The organism is Paenibacillus baekrokdamisoli, from assembly GCF_003945345.1.
Classification (GTDB): Bacteria; Bacillota; Bacilli; order Paenibacillales; family Paenibacillaceae; genus Paenibacillus_Z; species Paenibacillus_Z baekrokdamisoli.
The window spans coordinates 4,013,911-4,040,000 of sequence record NZ_AP019308.1; the positions used below are offsets into that span (position 1 = coordinate 4,013,911).

Below are 26,090 nucleotides of genomic sequence, written 5' to 3' on the forward strand. Positions count from 1 at the left end.
TTCTAGTCCCCCTTCCCCTGCAAAATAACACCTTGCGTAGTCTGAATGCCATTAACCTGGTCGCCAATCGCAACGAATTCGAATGTATATTCCGTTCCCTCCATCATAGAAGAGAACCATTGCTGAAAAGCAACTGTACCCATTTCCCATTTATGATCGTCATGTCTGAATTCGCTTAATTCGTAATATAGGTTGAAATCGGAGTTCGGCGTCGTAATGATAAAGCGATCAAAGCTGACTTCCTTACCTATATGAAGGATAAATGCCTGTGCTTCCTCTTTGCTCATATGCTCAATGACTTCCGTCAGGATGATGTCTACCTGCTCCCCGTTATAGGCAGCTAAGAAACCATCGATCGCGTTGAAAGTGATAATGTTATCGATCTGCTTGGATTCAGCCTTGCGCTTCACAATCTCAAGCAACTCTTCATTAATATCAATCGCATAGTAGCTGTTTTCGAGCTTCCCAGCCAGCGGAATCGCATAATAACCTTCGCCACAGCCAATATCCAGAATAGGCTTATTGAAGGGAAGCTGCGAGCTGATGAAGCTCCTCCGCTGCAATGCCGTCCCCCCAAAGTCAAAGCGGATCTCATACCGACTCGTTTGCTCAACCACTGACTTGTAACGCTTGAATCGCTCTCTAGTCGATAGAAAGTTTCTTACGAACAGGCTGCGAATATAGAATGGCGCATCGATCACGTTAATACTCCTGATATACTTGTCCAAAATATTATCCGAGATGTCGATGTACTCATCACTGAACATGGATAAGAATAAACAAAGTACACTGACCACATGCAGCAGCTGATAGACACTCTTGGATGTGGTAACCGTCAGTGAGTAGCTTTTATGTGCCTGATGCTCAATGCTGAAGGAATAGTCCTTCAGATGCTTGGCGAAATAGTCAATGTAACGCATCATCTCAATATGGATGAAAGGAATGAAGAAGGTATGCTCGTAGCCCTCAATATCCCGTTCATCCTGCCCTTTCAGCGGGTGTGAGAAAAATTCATTAATCGCATTTAACGGGAATAATGGCGTGTTATACCGAGATACATTGAGATATTCGAAGTTCTCATTCTCATGCTGTTTATAGGAAATCTCATTGTCAGCATCCTTGAAGTAAACATTGAATACAGCGTCATCGGTATACCAGCCATAAGCTATACCCTTGCGGACGGACCTCAGCTGCATCCCGGTATTGGGGTTCTTCTTAATTAGAAAGGTGAAATTCGGATTCGTAGATTTCAGTTGAACGATTGCCACTTGCATCTTCTCCTAACTTTATTCGTATCAGAATTGGGTTCGATCGCATCTGCTTCCGTCTAAACACCGTCTTCGTTCGTGCTTCTATCCTTTTTGCCAGACTTCTTGCAAAGCAGCTCGGAACAGCTCATCCAGCCGCTCGTCCTGCGGTTCATTAGCCGTTGGCATGGAGCCTGCAGCTCTCTCATAATAAGTGAGGCACTCTTCAATGTACGCATTGATCGGGAGGATTCTAGGCTCATTATCTAGTTCCTCACCTGACTTCTTCCTAATGAGCAGCTCCTGAATAGCTGCTTTTAATTCACTTCCCTCTGGGACTAGTGCATCCACTAAGATGTCGAACTCAATCGGCGGCATTGTGCTGCTGCGTTCAATCCATTGGCACGCTAAGAGGGGGCGGAGAACATAGAAATACTTTTTAATTTTCACTTGATCCCCTTGGAGATACATCCGATAGTTGCCGCGAGCCATATGCAGGTAGTGGTACATACAGGATTTTGGCGAAAAGGCAAGCGGCGATAGCGCGCGAATCTGCTCAGCTATCGTATACGGCTCCGAATAAATCATCGGAGACTGCAGCCATTCAAGCAGCGGCGGGTTAGATTTGCGAAAGAGATTCAATGCTTTTCTTATATCCCAGCCATTAATATCCAGTAAATCGCTGATCGGCCGTTCGATAACATCTCTTTTATCGAAGATAGACAAATACCAATCTGTAGGACGAATATAGAGAAACCGCACATCATAGTCGCTGTCCCTGGATGGAAACCCCCACGCCCGGCTGCCGGACTCACAGGCATACAATATGCGTACTTGTTCTTCTTGTTCAATGATTCGTAATTGTTCACAGATTTGCTCACGGTTATATGCGGTCATAATAACAACTCCTTACTGCCCTATTATTGCCCTATTACTACTGGGTTTATTGTCTCCTATTTCCATCCGGGCGAACATGGTGAAAGTATGGCGACGACAAAAATCATGCCCTAAACTTCCCCATATTCGCACGCCCCTCCCCCTGTTACAATGGAACTAGTAGTATCAACCACCGGAGGATTCATATGGCAAAAGAAAGCTTTGATAAAGAAATTCAGTTTCTGCGTATGCTCGTCCTAACGAGTGGCGCGTACAGTCGCCAACAGTTTGCAGACCGGCTCGGCATCTCGGTGCATACATTCGATAAGACGCTGCGCAAGCTCAAGGAAATCGTAAACAGCATGTACCAGCAGCTGCCCGAGGAGCAAGGCAAAGAATTCGCAGAGATGATTCGTTTCAACTACTACGACTCTACGGATCCTATGCTCTTGTTTCTATTTCGCGCGAAGTCTCTGAAGGAGTCGGAGAGTCACCGATTCTCGCTGGTCTTAGCCGCCCTGCATGAGAAGCCGCTAACTGCGATGGAGCTTCTGGATGTATGCTGCAATGATCCCGCTTCAAATTCCACACTATTCCCTGACGAGAAGACAATCCGTTCAGATCTCAAATATTTGGAGGAGGTAGGGGTTATTAAACGCGTGCCAGGCCCCCGACCTTCCCGTTATCGCATTCAGAATGAGCTTGTTCAGGCTTTATCTGAGGATGAGCTGCTGGATTTATACGACTTCGTGGATGTGATGGCGAATACGCAGGTACCGTCGGTTCAAGGTTATTTGCTCCGTGATGGCTTGAAGAAGAACGTTGCGCGGAGCTATGCCGACCCTGAAGCCAGTAAGCAGGCGATGGAGCCTTTCCTATACAAGTACCACTATCACTCCCGTATATTGGATGAGGCACACTTGTTCACGCTGCTAGCGGCTATTCGCAATCGACGCAAGGTCAGCTTTATTTATTTCTCACCTAAGTCAGATAAGAGCTATGCCTCCAAGAACACCAATCCCCTCTTCGAACGCGAGACCGAAGGGAGCACCCACACGACACTTCCTGTGAAGGTCATCTATGACCACCAATATGGCAGATGGTATCTGCTGTCGCATAGCCGCGAAGGGATAAGGAAATATCGGCTTGAGGGCATGACACAGATCGGGGAAGAGGGTGAGCCTATCTCCGAAGCGTTCTATCAAGAGCGGCTTCGTACACTTGAGGCACAAATTCAATACAGCTGGTTAATCGACACGGGACAGCCGGTTACCGTGCGTGTTCGGTTTTTTAACCCCGGTGACACAGGGCCGAATTTCATAAGGGAGCGTGTGCTGCTTCAAGGGCAATGGGGACAGATTGTGGAGGAAGAGGAAGAATCATTCATCTATGAAATTCTCGTCAATGGCATCACGGAGATCAGACCGTGGCTGCGCAGCTTTGGCTCCAGCTGTGAGATATTGGCGCCCAATCAGCTTCGGCGGGAAATGATTGCGGAATGGAAGGAGATTGCGGCCTACTATGCATCTATTTGAGAAAATATTCAACTATCAGGTCATCTCCCGCCTTGAGGATTCAGGCACATTCATGGTCACCTCACATGAACGGTCATGGCTCAAAACGATGCTGCAGCACCCCTCTGCTTGCGATGCCTTCTCGGAGGGTACAAGACTGAAGCTTCAGACCATTCTGCTGGAAGATGAAGAAATAGCGATGAGCGAGCATTTTGAAGAGAAGGCTCGCAGCTTGGAGAAGCAGGTATACCACCCGCTCCTGCGTTCCTTACGGCGATTGATTCTGGAGCGAAGCGGCATTCGCATCACCTATGCGATTAAGGACGGACAAATTCATGCCGATCAGCAGGGGATTCCCTACAAGCTGGAATATTCCATGGTCAAGCGGGAGTGGTACCTGCTCTGGTACCATCTTAGGCATAGAAGCTTAATGAGCACACGAGTGGTTAAGATTCATACTGTTATGGGAAAGCCTCTGCATGAAAGCCAATATGAGCAGGGTCTTTCTACAATCAATCGAATTCGAGACAAACGCAAACAAACGGCACGAATCGAGGTTGTCCCCGCTTATAATAAGGAGCTTTCTCGAATCCTGTATGCCTTCTCCTGCTTTGAGAAGGAAGTTGAATATGACTCGGAGACTCGAACCTATTGCATTCAGATAAACATTCTTGGCGATGAGGGCGAATACGTGTTATCCAAGATCCGTTTCTTAGGCAAAAGGGTGCGTGTCGTAGAAAGCGACTATTTGAAAAGGCGCATGTTGGAAGCATCGACAAAAGCTTTGGCGAGATATGGGGTTACTCCATCTTCGTTGCTAGACTCCTGATAAATACAAAAGCGGCAAGTAAACGACCTCTCCGTCGTTTACTTGCCGCTTTGTTCATCCAATAGGTATGCGATCACTCTTACGCTATGCCAACAAACGCTTTTATCTCTTCAATTCCACGCTTATCTCGGTTGCTGAACATCACTGCCTGCCCATCGAACCTCTCGGCATATTCTGTTCGGACCTCAGCTAACTCCAGATCGGAGAGCCCTTCAGCGAAGCTGCGCGCAACCAGCAGCTTCTTCGAAAAGGAATGGCTTTTCAACCACTGCCACAGCCGATCATCAGACTCATATATTTTCCCCTTTAACACAAGAAGAAGTCGATCGAACTCACTGAATGGGAACACCTTCAGGAACGCTTCCACTGGATGTGCAAGCGTATCATAACCCGGTGCATCAACGAATACGGTATGCTCGTAATGGTGAAGAAGCGGAATATTAAGACTCGTACTCCAATTCGTTGCATCCGTCTGCTGACCTATGACGGGTCTTGGACTACAGCGCCCAAGGGTGATCAGATCCAGCAGCGTCGATTTGCCCGCTCCCGGCTGTCCCAATACCGCAACCTTACGTTGGTCTCGATATAGCGATAGCTCTGCACGTAGACGAATCAGATTATGCTCTAGAACCGTCCGGGCTGGAGGCTGAACAGATAAGGATGAAGCCGATTTCTTCTTCCGCAGTATCATTGTCGGATCCCGAGCTCTTCTTCTAGGATTTGCTCCGCAAGCTGATGACAGTCATTCAGGTAGGACTTGCCTGCTGCGAGAGTCATGCCGAATCCCGCAGCAGCGGCAATTGCTTGGCCTACAAACGGTACGTAACGCCCGATTTGTATAGAAGCTTCTCTGCCTGCATATCGCTTCAGTAGGATCATGATTCCTTCCTTCGTTGAATATTCAAGCACTCTTTTGCCAATAGGCAGCAAGGAAGGGATCAGCTTGTTCACTTTTTCGTCGCTGAGGCCATAGGATTTGCGAATATCATTGAACTGCTTGAGCATGATTGAGATATCGACGCCAATGTTTACGCCTGGCACAGGATTCAAGCCGTTCGCAGCTGCCAGTCCGGCATACTTGTAGACGGATTTCTCACAAGCCGCTTTCTTCGCTTCCAAATGCTCCTTGCTGTAGGCTTTGGCCGAACGAGCGTATTTCTCTCTTTTGGCCGGATCAAGAGCTGCATAGATTGCATCGACTAGCTCAGTTAGTCCAGCTTTCGTACGACAGCTGACGAAATGCACGTTCTCAGCAGACCCTACATGCTTGTGGACATCCGCGATAATTTCCGCTTCCAGCTGCTCCGTTGTTTTGCCTTCTTCCCACAGATCATCCTGTTTGTTCCGCACGAAGATGCAAACTCTGCCCTTCTCCTTCAATTGCTTGAAGAACGTCGTATCCGCTTCGTGGAACTTAGAGGCAAACACGCACAGGAATAGATCAAGCTCTTCCGGCTGAAACTGCTCCATCCACTTATTTGGTGGAAACTTGGACGTCCCATAACCAGGCAGATCAACTAGCAGCAGCTCTTCATGCTCGATAACCTTTGCTTCGGTTGTCATATCAGTCGTTGCACCGGTTTGCGTTACCGGTTGTCCGACGATCAGATTGATTAGCGAGGACTTTCCTGCTCCAGGCTGGCCGAACAAAGCGATTTTCAACTTCAGGTTCTGTTCATCCTCAATATCTTGACGCAGCTTCTCAGCATCTTCGCGAATATTCATAGGCTCTGCACCTTCCATGGACCAAATTGATATCGATGATAACATACTCATGATTATCCTACCCTGCGTACCTTATTCTTCCGGCTTCCATGTCTGACCACCATCTGAGGTTATATAAGAGGTCATATTTTTAGTGGATTCGTTAACAAATTCGATCTTCAATGTTCCTACAGAGCTGTTCTTCGGATCAAAAACAGGCGGGTAGGCGTTACCATATTTATAGGCTGCTGGAATTTCAATCTTTTGAATCAACCAGGTTTTCCCGCCGTCCGTCGTTCTGTATAAGGGCAGCAGGGCTTCCCCATGCTGGGTAGCTGCAATCCAACCATTCTTATCGTTGCGAAAAGCAATCCCCGTCACATACCCATCCACGATGAGCGAAACATCCTTTACATAAACCCACGACTTCCCGCCATTGCTCGTTTTATATAGCGTTTTGTCCATAAGTCCAGCTGCTGGCTCCGAAGTCAGCATGATCCAGCTGGTTAGTCCTTGTGCTGCGGTAGAGAGGAACACGCCCTCAGGCTGGGTATGCTTCTCCCAATCGAATTGAAACGGTAGCTTGGGAATCGGCCAAGTTGAACTATCCTTCGTTGTAGAACTATCTTTGGCGCTATCCGAATTGCTTGATGAATGATCATTAGTGGTTGACTGACAACCCGTTAATGCCAACAGGAGCATGAACGAAATGATGGAGATTCTCTTCATCGTACCCAACCCCTTTCGTCTAAGTATGACTTTCTTATCAGACGTTGGGACGAATCATTATGTTTCCTCATATTGCCTACCGGACTCGGATTACTGGACTGGACTGGACTGGTCTTACTTGCACGGCCTAATTACTTCATTTCACCAAACGAATAAGTCCGCGTTCCTTTAACACCAGGCTTGAATGAGTAAATACCACCCGCATGCGGCTGATTGCTAAGCTGCTCTTCATCTAACCCAACCCGTGCTGTTGTAATGTATAAGATATCCAAATTTTCCCCGCCGAATGCACAAGAGGTAGCCTTCGCTGCTGGCACAAAGACCGAATCTATCTTGCGGCCAGTTCTCGGGTCCCACCTAGATACTTGCCAGCCGTCCCAATGCGCAATCCAGAGCATACCTTCCTCATCGACCGTCATCCCGTCAGGATAGCCTGGTTCGGATTGAAAATCAATCAACAGCCTAGGGTTGCTAATGCTGCCTGTTAAGACATCGAATTCAAAAGCAGTAACAGTCTGCTTCATAGAGTCAATATAGTACATTTCCTTATCATCCGGACTCCAAGCAAGACCGTTGGAGACAAACACGTCATCATGCATTTTTCTATAACTGCAATCTGCTTCCAGCACATACAGAGAGCCACATACATGTACCTCCACAGCTTCCATGGTCCCAGCCCAGAGCCTGCCTGCGGAATCACATTTGCCATCATTAAATCGATTCTCAGGAAGATGCGCCTCGGGATCAACAACAGATGTAAGCTGCTGCGTACTGCAATCATAGCTTTCGAATCCATCTTTTGTTGCCAGCATTACACGCTCTCCCCCCGCACAGACGACCGCACCCACCGGTTTACCAATCGGGAATACCTCGTTCAAGCCAGTACGAGGATCAACCCTGCAGAACTTCTCTCCTTGGATATCTACCCAGTACAGCTTCCCTTGCTCAGCATTCCAGCACGGCCCCTCAGCCAGAATCGCCTCTGCATCTAAGAAAAGCTCCGCCTCATGTGCATGCTCATGTGATCTCATAACTATCAACTCTCCCGATAACGTATTCATATGGTATCTCTCTATCTCTATATGTAACAAAACGCAGACCGCGAGCGAGCACAAGATTCATCCACCTTATACTTCATTCACCTCTAAACCGATTATACGTTTCAGATTCATAGGAGTTCCCTCTTCTACCCCCTATGTTTATACTAATTAGAGATTAGACCCTATTCGCTTTGAATTCTTCCACGCATATGCGACAAATGCACACTCTTCCTCGCAGCTCTGCCGGAACTCGATCTTGCAGCTCTTGCGGCACCGTCGTATGAAAGCACCAACAATCGCCGCTTTCAACGCTGCATTGATTTACACAACCACATAAGGGGCAACGACTCTCATCAACATGTTTGTTTTCGTTATCCACAAGAAACTACGCCTCCTACAGCAACGCTTTATCTCATTTTACTTAACTTGCTCGACATCCCTTTTAATTAGAGCCAAAACTATGCGACTAGTTGGATAGCCAAAGCCATTGCTCATATGCTCACCATAGCGCTCGTTAGAATATGCGTAATCCTATTCCTCTAGCAGAAAATGCAAAGTATAATCCTCTCCGTTTATTCTTGATGCTGATGAATCAGATCCATCTTCAGCTGCCACGCACGTACGCTCAAATTAACGCGGTACGTCTCTGGATTCAATTTACGCAAATATTGCGGCCAGAATAAACGGATTTGCTCCTCATGATGGGCTCGGATTGTATCAAGCGTCGGCAGCTCATACACCAGCTCCCCTTGAACAAAAATCGCATGCAGCAGTGGAATTGCCTCATAACCCTCGATAAACTTGTGAATATAGGGATGAACGGGGTCAAAGAGCTTAATCCTCTCTTCTCTCTTCACATCATCTTCCTCTTGCAGGGCGATATAGTCCGCTTCCGCCCGCCCTGTCTGCTTATTGACGATCCGATAGACATCCTTAAAACCGGGATTCGTCATTTTCTCCGGGTTACCGGATACTTTGATTACAGGTACATATTCGCCATTTTTCTCCCTTGCGACTAACTTATACACCCCGCCAAGCGCAGGCTGATCAGCAGCTGTAATGAGCTGTGTGCCGACGCCCCATGAGTCGATCCGAGCGCCTTGCGCCTTCAAGTTAAAGATGATGCTCTCATCCAGATCATTCGAGGCTACAATTGCCACATAAGGGAAGCCGGCTTCATCCAGCATTTCACGCGCACGCTGGGAGAGGTAGGCAAGGTCACCGCTATCCAGTCTAATCGCGTTCATTCGCTTACCCTGCAGCTCCAATTGGCGCGCGATTCGAATGGCATTAGGAACGCCGCTTTTAAGCGTGTTGTACGTGTCTACCAGCAGCGTTACCTGATCAGGAAGTGCCTCTGCATATTTGCGAAAAGCCTCCTCCTCCGTGTCATGCCCTTGCACCCACGCATGAGCATGAGTCCCCTTCGTCGGAATACCGAACAGCATGCCTGCGCGCATGTTCGATGTAGCATGGAAGCCTGAGATGTAAGCAGCACGTGCACCCCATATGGCCGCATCCGCTTCTTGCGCACGTCTTGTACCGAATTCCATTAGAATATCATTCTCCGCCACTTGCTTAACTCGCGAAGCTTTGGTCGCGATCAACGTCTGGAAGTTCATAAAGTTCAGCAGTGCCGTCTCGATTAGCTGCGCTTCGAATACACGAGCTTCGACGCGAATTAAAGGTACATTGGCAAAAACAAGCGTGCCCTCCTGCATCGCATACAGGTTGCCTGTAAAGCGAAAATTACGGAGCTCCTCTAGAAATTCTTCCTTATAATTCTCTTCCTGCTCACGCAGATAGTTGATCTCGTCATCACCGAACCGCAAATTTTGCACATAATGAACGATTCTCTCAAGTCCAGCGAATACCGCATACCCTCCGTTAAAAGGAAGCTTGCGGAAGTACGCTTCGAACACCGCTTTATCGTTCAAGCTCCCCTGCACCCAGTGTGCATACATCATATTAATTTGATATTTATCTGTATGAAGCGTTAGATTCTCATAAGTCATCTGCTGCACATCCTTCTCTTATCCTCTATAGTAGGGTTCCACTTAATAACCTTCGATAACCTCGGCCCCAAGCGTCTGAGCAAAATGGCCTAGCGCCCACGCATGACCAGCTGGATTGAAGCTTGCTACAGCATCCGCATGAACATAAATTCGGAAGCCTCTGTTATAAGCATCAACTGCCGTATGCAGAACGCAGATATCTGTACACACGCCGATTAGATGGAGCTCCGTAATCCTTCTTTCCCGAAGCCGCTGCTCCAGATCCGTTCCGCAAAATGCACTATATCTCGTTTTATCCATCCAGTAGATCTTCTCCTCATCCGCTTGATAGACCTCGCCCAGCTTGCCGTAGAGATGCCTACCATCTGTACCCTTTATATTGTGAGGTGGGAACAGCTTATTCTCAGGATGATAGAAATTGGCCTCATCATGCAGATCAACCGCCATAACAACGAAATCTCCATCCGCTACGAATCTCTCTGTCAAAGCAGCTATCCGTCCCTCAATATCGATCCCTGGCTGTCCGCAAGGCAGCTTCCCAATGACAAAATCAACCGTGTAATCAATCACAATTAATGCTTTCATCATGCATAACCTCCTTAGAATGGCTTCCTCATACCTTCAATACGACAATATCAATGATGGAAAAATAAGGCCTAGCTGTAGATCGACAGCTGAGGCTCATAATCATTAAATCGGTACAGCTGTGCTGCCCGTTGCGAATAACGATTGGACATTTTCAGATTACCGTGAAGGTCTCGCACCTCTTCTATGATTCCTTTGCGACTTTGCGTGGAGGTAATTTTACGAACAAAATTGCTCTCTTCGAAGTCCAGTACTACCGTCTGAATAACCTGATACAGCTCGCTAATCGTAAACTCAGAAGGCAGAAATTCTTTGGCAATGGTCGTCGTGCGCATCTTTTGCTGGATCTGATGCAGAGCATCCTTGACAATGAGCTCATGGTCGAAAGCCAGATCCATCTTCAGCGCCTCTTCCACTGTGAACAGTCTGACATCAGCCGCATCATCTGCTGCTCGTCTGTTCAATAGGAGTGATTCATTTACTAGGGCGAAGAAAGCATGAGAGATCATCCATCCCCTTGGGTCACGTCCCGGTGTGCTGTATACATTGAAATACTCCATGTGAACATTCGCGACCCCAGTCTCTTCTGCAAGCTCGCGCTTCGCGCTTTCATAGATCGTCTCCGATTCCTGAGAGAAACCGCCCGGCAGCGCCCACTGTCCTTCATAAGGCCAATGCTTGCGCTGGATGAGCAGCACCTGCAGCTCACGATGCGGAAGCGACTTTTTCGCCGCGTTTCTCTCCGTGGATGTAATGGTGAAGATCACAATATCCGCGGGGGCGCCATCTGGTGTTCGGTACTTATTAGCCGTGTAGTTCACTTCATTCTCGATCGGGTCGTTCATCGTTATCACCTTTTTGGGTAGCTATTTTAGCAGCTCGACTTTATATTATCACTTTAATAAACTCATTATGACATAATAAAGATCAGGAAGTCAACTTGCATATTCAATCTTTCTCCCCTACTCCGTAATATCCAAATACTCCGCTACTCTTCCCTTAAGAATCTCGATAAGCTCCTCGTCCATGAATCGATAATCGTCCGGAATATCTAGACAGATCAGCTGCTTGCCTAGAAGTAGATCACGGAACTTATCATTTATCCGCCTTATATGCTTCTTCTCCATTGCAAAAATAACATCCGCCCAGCCAACATGCCCGCTTGTGAGCTTGATTCGGGCAGCATCCTCCGTACCCGCTGATCTAACCTCAAACCCCTCATAACCAGAGAAAATCTTCTCTGCCGTTAGACTTCTCCACTTGTTATGGCTGCATACGAACAGAACTTTTACCCTAATATCCATTCAACTTCCCTTCTTAACTCATTTCATATAATCTACTTTAAGGATACTATACATCTCTAAATCAACGACACCCTTGCCTGACCACAACGCAGCCTGCCTTAACGTTCCCTCAAGAACGAAGCCGTTCTTTAACAGTACCCGCTTCGATCGATCATTGAGAGGCATCACTTCTGCTTGTATACGATTTACGTTAACTTCCTCAAATAAGTATTTAACTAGGAGCTGCACCGCTGCAGCAGCAATCCCCTTACCCCATTGCGACTCCGCCAAAAAGTAGCCAATCGTCACCTTGTTCACCTTTTGATCGAAATCTAGCGCCTCTATAATACCAACTAGCTGACTACTCTCAGCAGTAGCGAATATGCCCCATTTTACTCTAGATCGCTTATAATAATCACGTTCAAAATGGCCAATCATGTTCTGTACCGTACTTTTATTATGCTTGGGAATAATACCGCAGAATTCAAACACCTTGTCATTACTATAAATTTCATACACATCATCCAAGTGACTGTCTTCAATCTTTTTCAAAAGGATGGCATCTGATTTCAATATAGGGAACTGTTCAAAAACCACGTCAATATTCATCTGATTTCCTTTCTGTATCTTCTTCTTAATGGGTAGATCGTAGAACGCTCTCTCCTTCAGGTGAGCATTATTCACACCTTCAGTACGACGTTCGCTTGGTCTGAGCTTATCCGAATAACATCCGCTTTGAATCCGGGAGTCATAGGTGGATGGATTCGCGCCCTATTCCCCGCCCAGCTCCCGCAGTGTCCTTAACACATGCTGAAGCAAATCGGGAATATCATCCATTTGATCCTCACTAATCTTACGATTGAACTTCAGCTCAACAGTAAGATTATAGCTTGCCGGATATTGACCATAAACGAAACTAATCGTTTGTTTCGCTTGCAGCTCTGGCTGCCAGATCCCCTTAATAATCGTTTCTATTTGTTTGCACTGCTTCTCTACATCCTCAATTTGTCTATAAAATCGTAGCCTTAGCGTACACGCAGGCGTCTCACCGGGCTGTTCCAGTAGTTCTGCGGCTAAATCCTTGAGTGAAGCTTCAAGGCGAATCTCAGCCGTGACTCCTTTCTGTTCAACCAATGTGAATTGCAGCGCAAATACTCTTGCCATCACGGATAATTCCATCCGATCGATCCTGTTCGTAATATGGATTTTACCATCTAGATTGTCCAGATCGTAGACCTGGTTCTCCATGGCGACCTTCAGGTTGTCAAATACAGTCGGATCGAACATTCGACTATTCCTCCTCTTACTCATTTCCATAAATAAATCGTTCAAGCATGGTCAATCGTTCCTCAGACAGCATCCCTGAGTTATCGAAATACAGGATAGAATCAGTCGCAAGATTCCATTTGATTTCCCTGCGCGTAAGAGAGCGTCGGAATTGACTCCAATTGTCTAGCTTCCACCTGTCCAGAACAGAGCTTCTTGCTTCAATTCGCTGCTGGTACAGTTGTTCATCCTGAAGATGAACCACCACTACCTTCACTTCAACCTCATTCATCGTGGCGCCGATTGCCGCAAGCTCATTCTCAAGCCACAGCGGATCCTCAGTCTCCTGAGTAAACGGACCAATAACGATCGCATCGGTCCCGATTGCTATATTTTCCAAAGCTGCATCCATCGTAATCCGATAGCCGAGATCTCGGCATAGCCGCTTATAAGTGGCGGAATCACGGTCATTCGGATCAAGGCCCGCTTGGGTCATAATGGCCTCCGCAGCCGGCCGTAATAGGGTATCCATATCGAACAAAGCAGCACGCCGTGTATGCGCTAGAGCCTTAGCCACCGTTGTCTTCCCCGCCCCAGCCCCACCAAGCACAAAAATCAGTTTTCGCATGCGAGCGTTACCTCCATTTCACCTTGTCCTCTAACTATATACGATTTTCCGTTTTGTTCATAAATGAATCTGCTCCATATGTAAAACAAACCTTGAGATTCCTCTCAAGGTTCTATTCTGCATATTTAATAAACATCCTCCATTAACCACATTCCGCCTACGAACCGAGACATCTATTCCGTTTGGCTTCGCCAACTACGAAGAACTGTCTGAGTTTAACTCAGTTTAATATGATAGTCTTTTCGCATATACGCATCAATGCGTTTAAAATCTGCAGGCGTCAGTTCTTTCAACCGTTTGCTCTTCAACTCATGACCCAAAATGACACCGATCGTTTGAGCCGCCAGCGCTGTGGTTGGCATGATGCGCGCGCTGCCGTATGCTTTGCCGTCTGCTCCTACATTTTTCCCTGCGACAAGAACATTATCATAGGCTTTCAATTCAAAGGAACGAAGAGGTAGACCATAACGATCCGGCTTGCCCAAATTCATTCCTTTAGGCACCCTTTTCGTTCCTTGCAGGTCGACAGCATAACCGCCAATGCTGACGTTATCCCAATACATTTTGCTAGACATGACATCCTCATAATCCAACACGTATTCCGTTTCAAACCGATTATAATCACGGATATACAAGTAATCTGGGAATCCATCGAGTTCAGCCTTTGCGTATCCCGGAATATGAGAACGCAGAAATTTCAAGATTAGAGGCGCTTCTTTCTTTCCTTTGGCAACTGCTGCCTGTACGGATTGAGGGTTGGAAGGATCAACCTCATACAGCAAGAGCGCATTCATAATTACTTTCCCTTTGGACAAGTACGTGGTATTAATACCTCGCAGCATCAGATCCGGTGCAGTTGGTTTATACTGACTCGTTAAGTTACTGAAGCCTGTACCATAATCCCAATCCACATAAGTGCCAGGGCCATATTTCTTATCGACATTCGTTAACGGATAGTTGTTCAGCACTTCTTGATGCAGTTTATTCCAATCGACCTGCTTGAACTTCAGCATAAGCGTTGCCGCCATATATTCTGGCTTCTTCCCTCGAAACGCGGATTCCAGACCTGGAATTCGCTTTACTCTCAGCTTGCTCGTCAGTGCAGCAAAATCCGTATTTTCCACCCAATAATCTGCTTGAACGTTATAGGACAAACCATCCTTAGCTTGGTACGTCAGGGATTGAATCGACTTCTCTTGCTTAGCCGCATTAATGTTCAGCTTTCCCATGGTAATACCGCTTCGCATCGGAATCCCTTGAATTAATTGGTTAAAATAGCGAGTAAACTGTTCATTACTGCGAATCTTTCTTGAATGATAATCATCATAGAGCTTCTTGATCTCTCCCTGCACAAGACTGTGCTTATGATTATCATTGGGCTGATCCAGCACCTGCATTTGACCTTGGATGAATTCTCCGCCCGGCTTTTCACGCGGATCCAGTATTAATACAGACAAACCTTCATCATGCGCCGCCTTAGCGAGCATAATACCTTCGATCTCACTACCAATAAGAACAACATTGTAGTGACTGCAGCTCGGCCCACACCCGTGTTCGGATGCTTTCACATGGGAAACAGGCATGATCAGATGGGCAAAAAGTGCCAGCACGAGTAAGGTAAGAGTCAATCGAGCATAGCGGATTCGTTTTATCATATCTTCTATTCCTTTCTCGCTCTTCTGACTCGCAGCTATGATTATCTCTCCTTATTCTAGAGAGCTCTTCGAATTCCTTTGCCTTCACTAAAATTACACAATTATCCATTAGCGTTAGAAAGAGGGGCCGCGCATAGAAAAAACCACCCTATTCACCTGAATGAACAGTGAAGAAGGCGGCTTATACTGGCAGCAGGCTTATTTGACCATAGTTATATTCTTGCCATAGAAGATTTCGTCCATTTCCCATTTCACGCTTTCGGTTATTTCCTTCTGCTCCTCAATGCTCAGCTTATCCTTCGTATACCCGAATAGATAGTTATTCAGGTCGAACTCTCGCAGCTTACATTTGGTATGGAAAATATTCTCTTGGTACACATTCACATCGATCATATGAAATAAGCCTTTTACATCCTCAGGGATATAATTCTGAATGGAGCTGATATCGTGATCGATAAAGAGCTTATTGCCGCTTATATCTCTTGTGAAGCCGCGTACGCGGTAATCCATCGTCATAATATCGGTATCAAATGAGCTAATAAGATAATTCAGTGCTTTAAGCGGAGAAATCTCCCCACAAGTCGATACGTCAATGTCCGCACGGAACGTGCTAATACCTTCATCGGGATGATACTCGGGATAGGTATGAACAGTAATATGGCTTTTGTCCAAATGCATAAGTACGATATCTGGAAGCGGTCCCGGAGATTCGTCATAGGATTCCCGCGTCGCATCGGCAATAGGACCTTCTGATACCAGCATCGTCACGCTTGCACCTTGAGGTGCGTAATCCTGTTTCGCTATATTCAAGACATGCGCCCCAATAATATCGGCCACCGTCTTCAGAATTTTGGTTAACCTCTCCGCATTATATTGCTCATCAATATACTCTATATAAGCTTCACGTTCATTTTTTGTCTTCGTATAACAGATGTCATACATATTGAAACTCAATGATTTGGTAAGATTGTTAAAGCCATGTAATGTGATACGCTGATCTTGTGTAAGTTCCATCCTGACTCCCCCTTGATTCCTTATGTTTCCTAGGCGCTTAAACTAATATACATCGATTTATATCGACATGGAAGAGGGCTTGTATAATACTTTTTGCACGCCATCTAACTTCCTTTACAAAGAAAAAATATAAGACAGCTGCCCCTTCCCTTAAAAGCTCACTAGTATCCCATCGTCAACTATGACTTGGCTTGAAGCTCTCTCCATACCTTCTTGTTGCTGTACTGCCTGTCCGAGCTAATGTCCCGTCCGAACCAGTCAGGCGCAACAAAATCATTAGCCGCCTCTTCGGAATCGAATTCGACTTCCAGCACCAACATATCGATCTGATCATAACAATCGATTTCCACTATAATATCGCCCCATTCGGCCGTTACTCGTTTCTTCGTAAGCGGCACTGCGCGAAAAGCATTCGTGATTTGTTCATAGATGCACTCCGAAATGGCATATTCAATCTCTTCCCGAGATAGACCATTACCCATTTTGAATGTATGTGTGTATTCAACCTCATCCGATTCGAGATCCTGAAGCCTTCGAACTCTCAGCTCCTGATTCTCATCCATTGCCAGATAGGTCTGATCTATCTTCTTTTCCGAAAGTATTTTCAGTTCCCCTTCACTTATTAACCGTGTCGGATATTCGAGTAACAGAAACTTCCGTTCGATTTCCATCGCCATGTTATTAAATCCTCTCTGCGTGACCAATTATCTAAAAAAAGAGCCTCCCATAATGAGAAGACCCATCCATTATATTGTATCAGCTTTTCAGAACCTATGCTCACTTAGAGTAGGCCCCAGATCCCTTCAATAAATTACGCAACGCACTTGAATTATTGAGTAATCAGCGCCTCATAGGCGTAAATTAAGTGATTTTTGGCTTGTACAACGCAGCCCTTTTGCGTATAAACACGCGGGACCCTTTTTCCAACACCGCAAACAACCTCATAGTTGATCGTGTTCATAAGCGCTGCGGTTTCATCGATTGCAATAAAGCCATCTTCGGAATGGCCAAATAACGTCACCTCATCCCCGATGTGCACAGATGGAATAGAAGTAACATCGAGCATTGTTTGATCCATACATACTCTGCCGACAATCGGTACTCGCTGCCCACGCACTAGGGCAAATCCTTTGTTCGAAAGCTGCCGTGAGAGCCCATCAGCATAACCGATCGGGATGGTCGCAATGGTGCTGTCAATTGCTGTTCGGAAGGTGCAGCCGTAGCTAATCGCATGATTGCGGGGTACCTGCTTTACTGCTGAGATCTTCGTTTTCAAATCCATCGCTTGTCGAATGGGATAGGCATCGTGAAGCACCTCTTGTGATGGCAATAAGCCATATAGGCTAATACCGACGCGTACCATATCCAAGTGCATCTCCGGAAAGTTCATCATCGCCGCACTATTGCAGCAGTGCTTTATCGGGATGTCGATTTGTTTCTCCTTTAAATCGTCGATAAATGAAGCAAACAATTGAAACTGCTGCCGAGTATAAGACGGATCTTCACTGTCTGCATTTGCAAAATGGGTGAACATACCCTCCAGAATGACCCAATGTGAAGACATTGCTTTGCGGGACAATGCAACCGCCTCATCTATGGTGGAAACACCTATGCGTGACATACCTGTATCAATCTTGAGATGAATTCGGGCGCTGCGCCCTAATCGCTCGGTACAAGCTATGATTTCGTCTAACACATCCTCGGCAAATACGGTTAACGTAATGTTGTGCTTCACAGCGGTTTCAACAGAATGCGGCGGGGTATAACCGAGGACTAGAATCGGCTTATCTATTCCCTCATAGAATAGCTGCAGCGCCTCATCCAGAAAAGCTACGCCGATATAATCAGCGCCTGCTTGGATCGCTGTCTTTGCAACTTCGATGGCACCGTGCCCGTAACCATCGGCTTTAACCACAGCCATAAGGCGGCATTGATCACCATTCAAGTTCGTTTTGAATGTCTCGACATTATGTTTAATGGCATCTAGTGAGATTTCCGCCCACGTCTCACGGTAGCTTATCACATTCATTGGGGCATCCTCCTTCAATTATGCTTCATGGATGAAAGGAAATCCCCTCAGGAGAAGTCTCCGAGGGGATGTTATTGTTATTATGATTACAATACAGAAATCTGCTTATCCATCGCAGTTTCGACCGGAACATAAGCATAACCAAGATCTCTAGCCACAGCCTCGTATGTGATAGAGCCGCCAGCTGCATTAACACCAAGCTTCAACGCGTTGTTATCTGCGATCGCTTGCTTCACGCCTTTATTGGCAATCTGCAGCGCGTAGGGAACAGTTACATTCGTTAATGCAATGGTTGATGTTCTTGGAACAGCACCAGGCATGTTGGCAACAGCGTAATGAAGAACACCGTGTTTTTCGTAAGTTGGCTTATCGTGGGTCGTAATTCGGTCCACTGTTTCAAAAATACCGCCTTGATCGATCGCAACATCAATGACAACCGAACCCGGCGTCATTGCTTTAATCATGTCTTCAGTAACGAGCTTTGGAGCTTTGGCGCCTGGAATTAATACCGCTCCGATCACAAGATCCGATTCTCTGACGGCTTCAGCAATATTGAGCGGGTTGGATATTAACGTATTCACTGTCGCACCGAAAATATCATCCAATTGGCGAAGGCGATCCGCACTCAGGTCAATAATTGTAACTTCGGCACCAAGTCCTACGGCAATTTTCGCCGCATTCGTTCCTACAACGCCGCCGCCGATAATCGTTACCTTGCCGCGCTTAACTCCCGGCACGCCGCTTAGGAGGATTCCTTTGCCCCCGTGCGGCTTCTCCAAAAATTGTGCGCCGATTTGCGCTGACATCCGGCCTGCCACTTCACTCATCGGTGTTAACAACGGTAACGTACGGTTCAATTCAACGGTTTCATAAGCGATAGCTGTCACGCCTTTTTCTGTAAGGGCACGGGCTAATTCAGGTTCTGCAGCCAAATGTAAATACGTAAACAAGATTAAACCTTCGCGGAAAAAACCGTATTCGGAAGAGAGTGGTTCCTTTACTTTCATAACCATATCTGATTCAGCCCACACATCAGCTGCCTGATCCAAGATTGCAGCACCTGCTGCTGTATAGTCCTCATTCGTAAAACCACTGCCAATACCAGCATTGTTCTCAATTATAATTTTATGACCCGCTTTGACTAAGGTAACAACACCTGCAGGGGTAATAGCAACGCGGTTCTCATTGTTTTTAATTTCTTTCGGAACACCAATCAACATGAGGTTTTCCTCCCTTTATCTGCGAATAAGCCAAGTATAAGGGTGAAAACGCTTTTTTGGTTTGTTTAGAAACAAGAAAAAATAGCAGCTTCGTTGTGGATTTCAACAAATAGGCTGCATGCCTTAAACCTCTACCCGACGGATTAACCTTTGTGCAGATTCAACATTATTCGTTCGTCGGATAGATGCCTAGCTTTTCAGTTTTCATCTCCAGATAGAGCGTTACTTTCTGATCCATATTGTTCAGGTCTACGCCGCCAATTTCAGAAATTCGCTTTAATCGGTAGTTTAATGTATTGGTATGAACATGAAGAACATCAGAGGCAATCTTGATGTTACTATCATTGCATAAGTACGTTTCTAATGTGTGCAGCAGATTGCTGTTATGCTCATAGTCGTATTGTTTTAGCTTGTGCAGACATTCATTTTGATAATGGTGTGCACGCTTTTCCTCCATAATCAATGGCAAAAACCGATAGTACCCGAGGTCGGGGTAATAATGTATCGATTTCGTTTCATCCGGAAATTGCTTCTTAATTTTCAACACGGTGAGCGCTTCTTGATAGCTTTTCTCCACCATCGCATAGTCTGCGTATAAAGTACCGCTGCCTCCTTTAATAGGAGATAAGCCAAAACGGTTTTTCATCTGGTTCAAAAGCTGCACAAAAGCTTCGGTGTAGTCTTCCTTAGAAAAAAGCTGTGGCAGCGGCGTGGAAAGCAGGATGAGCTGATTTTGGTCAATCACATGACAAAATATGCGGATACGTTGGCTCGTTGTGATCATGTATTGGATTTGTTGATGCAGCTTCTCATTAATGGGAGCTTCGAATTGCAATACGATGACATGAAAGGAAGCCGGAAGTATAGCCCCTAGCTTTTCCGCTCTTTCCTTGATCATCGCATTCGATTTTAAATGTCCGGTTAACAGCTGCCAGAAGAAATCCTGAAATCCTTGTTCTTCCTTCCGCTTCTGCATCTGAAGCTGGAGCAGCTTTGTTTTCGCCGCTTCGGCCGCTTTTTTCAACTGATTCGTAGCATCGTCATTAAGCTTTTCATCGACTTCCAGTACCCAAATATATCCTAATATTTCGTTATTTTTGCGAATTGCAATGGCTAAACGATCACCAAGCCCAATATCATGTATTGCAGACACTCTAACCGACTCATTGCTTTGCATTAATTGTTGAATGATTCCGTCTCGCCATAAGCTGCTGATCACTTTCTCTGGAACGCGCCGACCAATAATGGTTGCAATTCGAGCCGGATCCGTCTGCGGATCATGAGAACTGTAGGCAATAAGCCTGTGATTGGCATCTTCAATCGTTACCGGGCAATGTAATACTTCGCTGATCGTATCAACTAAGGCTTCCAAACTATCAAAGCTTCTATCGAACGGGTCTTTTTCATTCTTCATCTCCAGACGACTCCTCAAACCAATGTTTAACAATTGTATACTGTCTTTGTTGAAAATCACAAACCCTCTGAATAATCTTTTCATAATTCAACAAAAAGCAGGCTGAAAAATTATGATACCATAATATCATAACTTTCATGGCATGGTTTTAGGTTTTACTATTGTGCCCTTTTGCATCCCTTTCATGACAGCGGTTTCAAAAATATTATTTACTTCAGGGGGAACAGAAAGTGAAAGAAAAACAAACAACTGAATTGCACCGCGGTTTAGAACAAAGGCACATTACGTTAATGTCTTTGGGGGCAGCAATTGGAGTCGGACTGTTTCTAGGGTCTGCTACAGCCATCAAGTTAGCAGGTCCGGCCATTCTGATCGCTTACGCTTTGGGTGGCGTAGCTATGTTTTTCATTATGCGGGCGCTTGGAGAAATGGCCATTCATAATCCTGTAGCCGGGTCATTCAGCCGTTATGCCCGTAATTATGTAGGATCGATCTTCGGGTATTTGACAGGATGGAACTATTGGTTTTTGTGGGTAGTTACAAGTATGGCAGAAATCACAGCTGTTGGGATCTATATGGAATACTGGTACCCAGGTGTTCCCCGCTGGATTTGGGCATTGGCGGCACTTGTGATCATGAGTCTTGTCAACTTATTAACAGTTAAAGCGTATGGGGAGTTAGAGTTTTGGTTTGCTCTCGTTAAAATCGTAACCATTGTTCTGATGATTGTAATCGGTATCGGCGTGATCGTTTTCGGCTTTGGAAACGGCGGCGTTGCGCTTGGAATCAGCAACCTTTGGTCGCATGGCGGATTTTTTGCAAACGGTTTCAAGGGTGTACTCATGTCCTTACAAATGGTTATGTTTGCTTATCTGGGCATCGAAATGATTGGGGTAACCGCAGGCGAAGTTCAGAATCCGCGCAAAACACTGGCTAGAGCAATTGACTCCGTATTCTGGAGAATTCTAATTTTCTATGTTGGAGCATTATTTGTTATCATGTCCATCTATCCGTGGACGGAAATCGGCAAAACTGGAAGTCCTTTTGTGATGACATTCTCACTAATCGGTATTCCTGGCGCGGCAGGTATTATTAATTTTGTTGTATTAACAGCAGCATTGTCCTCATGCAACAGCGGTATTTTCAGCACAGGACGTATGCTCTTTAATCTCGCTGAGCAGGGTGAAGCCCCTGCCAAATTCGGTAAGTTAACGAAAAACGGCGTCCCTGGAACGGCAGTTATCGCCTCAGCTATAGCTTTACTAATTGGCGTACTTCTTAACTATGTTGTCCCTGGAAAAGTATTTACATGGGTAACCAGTATTGCAACATTTGGTGCGATCTGGACTTGGGCCATTATTCTAATCTCCCAAATCCGCTTCCGTAGAGGCTTATCCCTTGAGGAAAAAGGCAAACTATTTTATAAAATGCCGTGGGCGCCTTACAGCTCCTATATCGTACTTGTCTTCCTTGTGGGTGTAATCGGCTTGATGGCTTATTTCCCTGATACGCGTATTGCTCTTGTTGTCGGTCCGATCTGGTATGTCATCTTGGTGGCGTTCTACTACGGAAAAGGACTCCATAAGAAGAAATCACTTGGAAACCTCGACGCTCACAACGATGGTCAAAAAGATCCAGTCTTATCAGTTAAATAATGTTATGAATAAAGTCCCCCATCATTTCAACTAGAGAAATGATGGGGGACTTCTTTATATTTATACATATTTACTTAAGGGGAAGATTCCTGCCTATCTGGGATCGAGCTCCGCCTTCATCGCTCCATTCTCGGTAACGGAATTTCGATGATGTTTAGGGCCATTTTCTCATCAATCCTCAGAAAGCTGTATCAAACCTTCAATAGCAAACCGTTCAATGTAAGTGAAAGGCTGTCTAAAGACTTGGTCAAATCAGCTTCTGCATCCTCGGAGTTTGCAATCCAAATCGCACTGTTCATTAGCCCCCCATTCAACAACCGCGCTAATGCTTCGCAGTCTGTCGTTCCAATAATTCGGGCCTCCATTAATTGCTGAAGCATGTCAGCCATCGTCGCTAAACAATGAGACTGAGACGGCTGCGTATAGGTACTGCCCAATACCGAAGGTGCATCTCTTAGCACGATTCGCTGGATTTCTGGGTCAAGCGCCATAGCGAGATAAGCCTGACAACGTCCAACAAAACCTTCCCAATTTCCTGCCGCAGCATCTGAGATCCTTCCTAATCTGTCATCCATTTCAGCATCAATTTCTTTTACAACAGCTTCAAGCAAGCCCTTTTTGTCTCCAAAGTGATGATAAAGTGCACCGCGCGTCAAACCTACAGATGCTGTAAGATCATCCATAGATGTGTCTGCGTATCCAATCGTGCCAAAAGCTTGCCTTGCTGCACTCACCAATTTAGCGCGAGTTTCCGCAATCATTTCCGTTCGTGCTTTTCGAGCCATTACGCCTCCTGCTTATATACGTTTTTTTGCCTATGTTTAGTTTTGTTCGACATATGAGGCATTAATCTTTTGGGAATGGGCAGTTATACTGTTTTCCCCTTAAGATAAGTGTATACAAGAGGTGTCTAGAAAGCAAATTGACATACGTGTTGTATGTGTAATATAGTATTCACATACAAGGCGTATGTCAATTCATTTGAACAAATATAATCGCTTGAATGAATGGCTTCTACATGAGGAGGTTTACTCAAATGAATAATGTTTACCGTGAAATATTCAAAGCCCCTGGTTCAAAGAAGTTCTCCGCAGCAGGCTTTGTCGCTCGAATGCCGATTTCCATGACAGGTATCGGTCTTGTTACGATGTTATCTCAGCTCCGTGGAGATTACTGGCTAGCCGGTGCAGTTGCAGCTACCTTTGCACTAGCTACTGCTTTGCTTGCCCCTCAAATTTCCCGTCTGGTGGATCGATTGGGGCAATCCCGTGTACTTCTCCCGGCCACAGGAATCAGTGTACTATCCACTATCGCCTTACTGCTGTGTACCAGATTTCAAGCGCCCGATTGGACGCTATTTCTGTTCGCATTATTTGCTGGGTGTATGCCGAGTATGCCAGCCATGGTACGTGCCCGCTGGACAGAGCTATATCAAGGTTCACCAAAGCTGCATACCGCTTTTGCCTTTGAGTCAGTCGTTGATGAGATCTGTTTTATTATTGGACCTGTCATTTCTGTCAGCCTAAGTGTAATGTTATTTCCTGAAGCTGGCCCTCTTTTGGCATCCATATTTTTATTGATAGGGGTAATCCTATTCACAATTCAAAAAAGTACAGAACCTGCCGTACGTCCCTTTAACCCTGATAGTAACGGAGCTGTCATTAAGATAGGTTCAATGAGAGGGCTCGTATTCACTCTCGCTGCCATAGGTACCATATTCGGTACAGTGGATGTAGTAAGTGTAGCTTTTGCAGAAAATCAAGGGAACACGGTCGCTGCCAGTTTCGTGCTCTCCATCTATGCGATTGGTTCATGTTTAGCAGGACTTGTTTTCGGAACGCTTAGGCTCAGCACTCCGCTTCATCGTCAGTTTCTCTGGGGCGTTGTAGTAACGACGGTGACGATGCTTCCACTATTCTTCGTGGAGAGCATTACCGCGTTGTCAGTTACTGTTTTCTTCGCCGGAATGTCCATTGCACCCACTATGATCATCACTATGGGACTGGTGGAGAAAATCGTTCCCCACTCACAGGTTACAGAAGGAATGACTTGGGCAATTACAGGGTTGGGTATCGGAGTTGCTCTCGGATCGGCAGTAGCAGGATGGGTTGTCGATGGTTTTGGCGCACCAATGGGCTTTAGCGTAGCCATAGCGGCTGGTTTTCTTGCTCTGGCGATCGTACTTCTAGGATATAAATCCCTCCGATCAGCATATAATCAAGCGGTCATGAAGCAGGAGAACATCTCTGTCAATTAGGTTATCCCTATTACTACTAGCATGCGGCCCTATTTCAAAAATCCAATAAACCCAGTACCACCGGTGAAGTTCCCCCCTCAAGTGGACAGCGTTATATAAGCCTCAATAAAGCAACCTTAGTTGGGTATAGTACCGATCAAAGGTTGTCAGTGCCAGAGAATCGTTTTCAAGAAACGTTTACTTGTTATGGTGTTACTCGGGGAATGGCATCAAACATAACTACTGGAGTCGCGGTATACAGATCATTTTGCCGTCAGCTGGTTTCGCAGCTGATATAGTCATCCCTTCTTGGAGACCGGGAATAGATTCCGCATCACCCACAACTTCTTTTGGCGTACCATCCAGCGTAACGCTACCTAAAGTAAAAGTTAAAGGTAGTGCTTACACGGAAAGTTTCCTTTAATTAATTTATGTACACTGATTTTATGTAGATTCATTCCTAAGCATAGTCAAGAACAACATGGATATTTAATGACTAGGCAAGTTAGTTCAGCTAATCTAACTTATGCTGATGTTTACTCAAGTTAGATTAATCACGCTAATCAGACTAGCGTCGACCTGGGTAACATATTAGATAGCTCGCATACGATTGTTTCTTGGATTGTGTTCTACTTCTGCAAGTCCTAACTCCTCTAATAATGGTGGCAGATACATACCAAATCGGCCTCGCAGCCCTTTTTTCAAACCGTACCAGCCACCGATTGGATTCTGGGTTGAACGTCCCCACGCTTCAACGGTACCATCTTTGGCAGGCTTCTGCTCGTCTGCGCTGCCAAGCTCCATCCAATCCCCATGCTGTTTGAGCATCTCCTGTAAATCAGCAATACATCGGTAGTCATAATGCAAAACCGTTTTACCTACGGTACATACTATTATTTCTTTACCATCTTTCTCATCCTTATACATTTCGTAGCTCGATGTTAACGGAGGCGTTTGAAGTTTCCATGGGTTCTCTTTACTTCCTTTTTCAATAGTCATTTCCTATCTCCTTTTACCTGCATTTAAACAGTCAGCTATGATTATCAACAATATGTTACATGGATGGAAGTTAAATTTCTTCACTTCACTAGTATAGCTTAATTAACAGGTTATACATATCAGCCTGTATTCCATATCATATCTTACATCTA

At 45.7% G+C, this 26,090-nt stretch carries 26 protein-coding genes; 4 read left to right on the forward strand and 22 right to left on the reverse strand.

The features are described 5' to 3' along the window. Window positions 1-2: 2 nt before the first annotated feature. Together EKN16_RS17830 and EKN16_RS17835 are read right to left on the reverse strand one after the other, a co-directional pair. The gene (locus EKN16_RS17830) at window positions 3-1,268 is read right to left on the reverse strand and encodes a class I SAM-dependent methyltransferase (RefSeq protein ID WP_125660095.1); all 1,266 of its coding nucleotides are present in this window, start codon (window positions 1,266-1,268) and stop codon (window positions 3-5) included. Between the two features lie 84 nt (window positions 1,269-1,352). Continuing rightward, the gene (locus EKN16_RS17835) at window positions 1,353-2,144 is read right to left on the reverse strand and encodes a nucleotidyltransferase domain-containing protein (protein WP_125660098.1); all 792 of its coding nucleotides are present in this window, start codon (window positions 2,142-2,144) and stop codon (window positions 1,353-1,355) included. Window positions 2,145-2,329: 185 nt separating this feature from the next. Between EKN16_RS17835 and EKN16_RS17840 the strand changes: the two genes are divergently transcribed. Together EKN16_RS17840 and EKN16_RS17845 are read left to right on the forward strand one after the other, a co-directional pair. After that, a complete protein-coding gene (locus EKN16_RS17840) occupies window positions 2,330-3,658 on the forward strand; it encodes a helix-turn-helix transcriptional regulator (protein WP_125660101.1) in 1,329 nt (442 codons plus the stop codon). Further along, window positions 3,645-4,466, forward strand: a complete 822-nt coding sequence (locus tag EKN16_RS17845) for a WYL domain-containing protein (RefSeq protein ID WP_125660105.1) — start codon at window positions 3,645-3,647, stop codon at window positions 4,464-4,466. The genes EKN16_RS17840 and EKN16_RS17845 overlap by 14 nt, the downstream gene beginning before the upstream one ends. 79 nt (window positions 4,467-4,545) lie before the next feature. Here the strand turns inward: EKN16_RS17845 and EKN16_RS17850 are convergent, their stop codons facing one another. The 18 genes from EKN16_RS17850 to EKN16_RS17935 all read right to left on the reverse strand — a co-directional run bounded on the left by EKN16_RS17850 (window position 4,546) and on the right by EKN16_RS17935 (window position 21,048). After that, entirely contained in the window at window positions 4,546-5,157 is a 612-nt protein-coding gene (locus tag EKN16_RS17850; RefSeq protein ID WP_125660108.1) for a GTPase domain-containing protein, read from the reverse strand. Continuing rightward, the gene (locus EKN16_RS17855) at window positions 5,154-6,242 is read right to left on the reverse strand and encodes a GTPase family protein (protein ID WP_125660111.1); all 1,089 of its coding nucleotides are present in this window, start codon (window positions 6,240-6,242) and stop codon (window positions 5,154-5,156) included. Before EKN16_RS17855 ends, EKN16_RS17850 begins: the two co-directional genes overlap by 4 nt. Before the next feature lie 21 nt (window positions 6,243-6,263). Continuing rightward, window positions 6,264-6,899: a WD40/YVTN/BNR-like repeat-containing protein gene (locus tag EKN16_RS17860; protein ID WP_125660114.1), complete on the reverse strand. Its 636-nt coding sequence runs from the start codon at window positions 6,897-6,899 to the stop codon at window positions 6,264-6,266. A gap of 131 nt (window positions 6,900-7,030) precedes the next feature. Then, window positions 7,031-7,930: an SMP-30/gluconolactonase/LRE family protein gene (locus EKN16_RS17865; RefSeq protein WP_125660117.1), complete on the reverse strand. Its 900-nt coding sequence runs from the start codon at window positions 7,928-7,930 to the stop codon at window positions 7,031-7,033. 184 nt (window positions 7,931-8,114) lie between these two features. Beyond that, a complete protein-coding gene (locus tag EKN16_RS17870) occupies window positions 8,115-8,318 on the reverse strand; it encodes a cysteine-rich CWC family protein (RefSeq protein WP_125660120.1) in 204 nt (67 codons plus the stop codon). A gap of 193 nt (window positions 8,319-8,511) precedes the next feature. Continuing rightward, a complete protein-coding gene (locus EKN16_RS17875) occupies window positions 8,512-9,954 on the reverse strand; it encodes a nicotinate phosphoribosyltransferase (RefSeq protein ID WP_125660123.1) in 1,443 nt (480 codons plus the stop codon). Window positions 9,955-9,996: 42 nt separating this feature from the next. Next, window positions 9,997-10,539 (reverse strand): cysteine hydrolase family protein, encoded by a 543-nt coding sequence (locus EKN16_RS17880; protein ID WP_125666393.1) that lies wholly within the window; start codon window positions 10,537-10,539, stop codon window positions 9,997-9,999. Window positions 10,540-10,610: 71 nt separating this feature from the next. Next, window positions 10,611-11,384: an NUDIX domain-containing protein gene (locus EKN16_RS17885; RefSeq protein WP_125660126.1), complete on the reverse strand. Its 774-nt coding sequence runs from the start codon at window positions 11,382-11,384 to the stop codon at window positions 10,611-10,613. 117 nt (window positions 11,385-11,501) lie between these two features. Beyond that, window positions 11,502-11,843 (reverse strand): low molecular weight protein tyrosine phosphatase family protein, encoded by a 342-nt coding sequence (locus EKN16_RS17890; RefSeq protein ID WP_125660129.1) that lies wholly within the window; start codon window positions 11,841-11,843, stop codon window positions 11,502-11,504. Between the two features lie 18 nt (window positions 11,844-11,861). Beyond that, entirely contained in the window at window positions 11,862-12,431 is a 570-nt protein-coding gene (locus EKN16_RS17895; protein WP_125660132.1) for a GNAT family N-acetyltransferase, read from the reverse strand. 162 nt (window positions 12,432-12,593) lie between these two features. Continuing rightward, window positions 12,594-13,109, reverse strand: a complete 516-nt coding sequence (locus EKN16_RS17900) for a hypothetical protein (protein ID WP_125660135.1) — start codon at window positions 13,107-13,109, stop codon at window positions 12,594-12,596. A gap of 16 nt (window positions 13,110-13,125) precedes the next feature. Continuing rightward, window positions 13,126-13,716 carry a P-loop nucleotide/nucleoside kinase family protein gene (locus tag EKN16_RS17905; protein ID WP_125660138.1) on the reverse strand — a complete coding sequence of 197 codons (591 nt, stop codon included), beginning with the start codon at window positions 13,714-13,716 and terminating at the stop codon, window positions 13,126-13,128. 215 nt (window positions 13,717-13,931) lie between these two features. Next, on the reverse strand, window positions 13,932-15,371 hold the full coding sequence (locus tag EKN16_RS17910; protein WP_125660141.1) for an FAD-dependent oxidoreductase: 1,440 nt from the start codon (window positions 15,369-15,371) through the stop codon (window positions 13,932-13,934). A gap of 198 nt (window positions 15,372-15,569) precedes the next feature. Next, window positions 15,570-16,385, reverse strand: a complete 816-nt coding sequence (speD, locus tag EKN16_RS17915; RefSeq protein ID WP_125660144.1) for an adenosylmethionine decarboxylase — start codon at window positions 16,383-16,385, stop codon at window positions 15,570-15,572. A gap of 179 nt (window positions 16,386-16,564) precedes the next feature. Further along, window positions 16,565-17,062, reverse strand: a complete 498-nt coding sequence (locus EKN16_RS17920) for a CYTH domain-containing protein (protein ID WP_125660146.1) — start codon at window positions 17,060-17,062, stop codon at window positions 16,565-16,567. A gap of 152 nt (window positions 17,063-17,214) precedes the next feature. Continuing rightward, the gene (gene alr / locus EKN16_RS17925) at window positions 17,215-18,414 is read right to left on the reverse strand and encodes an alanine racemase (RefSeq protein ID WP_125660149.1); all 1,200 of its coding nucleotides are present in this window, start codon (window positions 18,412-18,414) and stop codon (window positions 17,215-17,217) included. Window positions 18,415-18,500: 86 nt separating this feature from the next. Next, window positions 18,501-19,634 carry an alanine dehydrogenase gene (gene ald / locus EKN16_RS17930; protein WP_125660152.1) on the reverse strand — a complete coding sequence of 378 codons (1,134 nt, stop codon included), beginning with the start codon at window positions 19,632-19,634 and terminating at the stop codon, window positions 18,501-18,503. A 166-nt stretch (window positions 19,635-19,800) separates the two neighbouring features. Beyond that, window positions 19,801-21,048 (reverse strand): PucR family transcriptional regulator, encoded by a 1,248-nt coding sequence (locus EKN16_RS17935; protein ID WP_125660155.1) that lies wholly within the window; start codon window positions 21,046-21,048, stop codon window positions 19,801-19,803. 230 nt (window positions 21,049-21,278) lie between these two features. Between EKN16_RS17935 and EKN16_RS17940 the strand changes: the two genes are divergently transcribed. Continuing rightward, the gene (locus EKN16_RS17940) at window positions 21,279-22,703 is read left to right on the forward strand and encodes an amino acid permease (protein WP_125660158.1); all 1,425 of its coding nucleotides are present in this window, start codon (window positions 21,279-21,281) and stop codon (window positions 22,701-22,703) included. Window positions 22,704-22,894: 191 nt separating this feature from the next. Here the strand turns inward: EKN16_RS17940 and EKN16_RS17945 are convergent, their stop codons facing one another. Next, the gene (locus tag EKN16_RS17945; RefSeq protein ID WP_125660161.1) at window positions 22,895-23,488 is read right to left on the reverse strand and encodes a TetR/AcrR family transcriptional regulator; all 594 of its coding nucleotides are present in this window, start codon (window positions 23,486-23,488) and stop codon (window positions 22,895-22,897) included. Window positions 23,489-23,739: 251 nt separating this feature from the next. On the opposite strand from EKN16_RS17945, the gene EKN16_RS17950 reads away from it, so the two are divergent. Then, the gene (locus EKN16_RS17950; protein ID WP_125660164.1) at window positions 23,740-24,960 is read left to right on the forward strand and encodes an MFS transporter; all 1,221 of its coding nucleotides are present in this window, start codon (window positions 23,740-23,742) and stop codon (window positions 24,958-24,960) included. Window positions 24,961-25,530: 570 nt separating this feature from the next. Here the strand turns inward: EKN16_RS17950 and EKN16_RS17955 are convergent. Then, window positions 25,531-25,938, reverse strand: a complete 408-nt coding sequence (locus EKN16_RS17955; RefSeq protein ID WP_125660167.1) for a DUF6855 family protein — start codon at window positions 25,936-25,938, stop codon at window positions 25,531-25,533. Window positions 25,939-26,090 lie beyond the last annotated feature (152 nt).

What these genes read in the sequence shown, in the direction of transcription:
- EKN16_RS17835 (WP_125660098.1), bottom strand. Translation starts at nt 2,144, where the DNA reads ATGACCGCATATAACCGTGAGCAAATCTGTGAACAATTACGAATCATT.
- EKN16_RS17950 (WP_125660164.1), top strand. Translation starts at nt 23,740, where the DNA reads ATGAATAATGTTTACCGTGAAATATTCAAAGCCCCTGGTTCAAAGAAG.
- EKN16_RS17895 (WP_125660132.1), bottom strand. Translation starts at nt 12,431, where the DNA reads ATGAATATTGACGTGGTTTTTGAACAGTTCCCTATATTGAAATCAGAT.
- EKN16_RS17885 (WP_125660126.1), bottom strand. Translation starts at nt 11,384, where the DNA reads ATGAACGACCCGATCGAGAATGAAGTGAACTACACGGCTAATAAGTAC.
- EKN16_RS17855 (WP_125660111.1), bottom strand. Translation starts at nt 6,242, where the DNA reads ATGAGTATGTTATCATCGATATCAATTTGGTCCATGGAAGGTGCAGAG.
- EKN16_RS17840 (WP_125660101.1), top strand. Translation starts at nt 2,330, where the DNA reads ATGGCAAAAGAAAGCTTTGATAAAGAAATTCAGTTTCTGCGTATGCTC.
- EKN16_RS17875 (WP_125660123.1), bottom strand. Translation starts at nt 9,954, where the DNA reads ATGACTTATGAGAATCTAACGCTTCATACAGATAAATATCAAATTAAT.
- EKN16_RS17880 (WP_125666393.1), bottom strand. Translation starts at nt 10,539, where the DNA reads ATGAAAGCATTAATTGTGATTGATTACACGGTTGATTTTGTCATTGGG.
- EKN16_RS17910 (WP_125660141.1), bottom strand. Translation starts at nt 15,371, where the DNA reads ATGATAAAACGAATCCGCTATGCTCGATTGACTCTTACCTTACTCGTG.
- EKN16_RS17955 (WP_125660167.1), bottom strand. Translation starts at nt 25,938, where the DNA reads ATGACTATTGAAAAAGGAAGTAAAGAGAACCCATGGAAACTTCAAACG.
- EKN16_RS17905 (WP_125660138.1), bottom strand. Translation starts at nt 13,716, where the DNA reads ATGCGAAAACTGATTTTTGTGCTTGGTGGGGCTGGGGCGGGGAAGACA.
- ald (WP_125660152.1), bottom strand. Translation starts at nt 19,634, where the DNA reads ATGTTGATTGGTGTTCCGAAAGAAATTAAAAACAATGAGAACCGCGTT.
- EKN16_RS17860 (WP_125660114.1), bottom strand. Translation starts at nt 6,899, where the DNA reads ATGAAGAGAATCTCCATCATTTCGTTCATGCTCCTGTTGGCATTAACG.
- EKN16_RS17890 (WP_125660129.1), bottom strand. Translation starts at nt 11,843, where the DNA reads ATGGATATTAGGGTAAAAGTTCTGTTCGTATGCAGCCATAACAAGTGG.
- EKN16_RS17850 (WP_125660108.1), bottom strand. Translation starts at nt 5,157, where the DNA reads ATGATACTGCGGAAGAAGAAATCGGCTTCATCCTTATCTGTTCAGCCT.
- EKN16_RS17945 (WP_125660161.1), bottom strand. Translation starts at nt 23,488, where the DNA reads ATGGCTCGAAAAGCACGAACGGAAATGATTGCGGAAACTCGCGCTAAA.
- EKN16_RS17900 (WP_125660135.1), bottom strand. Translation starts at nt 13,109, where the DNA reads ATGTTCGATCCGACTGTATTTGACAACCTGAAGGTCGCCATGGAGAAC.
- EKN16_RS17920 (WP_125660146.1), bottom strand. Translation starts at nt 17,062, where the DNA reads ATGGCGATGGAAATCGAACGGAAGTTTCTGTTACTCGAATATCCGACA.
- EKN16_RS17845 (WP_125660105.1), top strand. Translation starts at nt 3,645, where the DNA reads ATGCATCTATTTGAGAAAATATTCAACTATCAGGTCATCTCCCGCCTT.
- speD (WP_125660144.1), bottom strand. Translation starts at nt 16,385, where the DNA reads ATGGAACTTACACAAGATCAGCGTATCACATTACATGGCTTTAACAAT.
- EKN16_RS17865 (WP_125660117.1), bottom strand. Translation starts at nt 7,930, where the DNA reads ATGAGATCACATGAGCATGCACATGAGGCGGAGCTTTTCTTAGATGCA.
- EKN16_RS17935 (WP_125660155.1), bottom strand. Translation starts at nt 21,048, where the DNA reads ATGAAGAATGAAAAAGACCCGTTCGATAGAAGCTTTGATAGTTTGGAA.
- alr (WP_125660149.1), bottom strand. Translation starts at nt 18,414, where the DNA reads ATGAATGTGATAAGCTACCGTGAGACGTGGGCGGAAATCTCACTAGAT.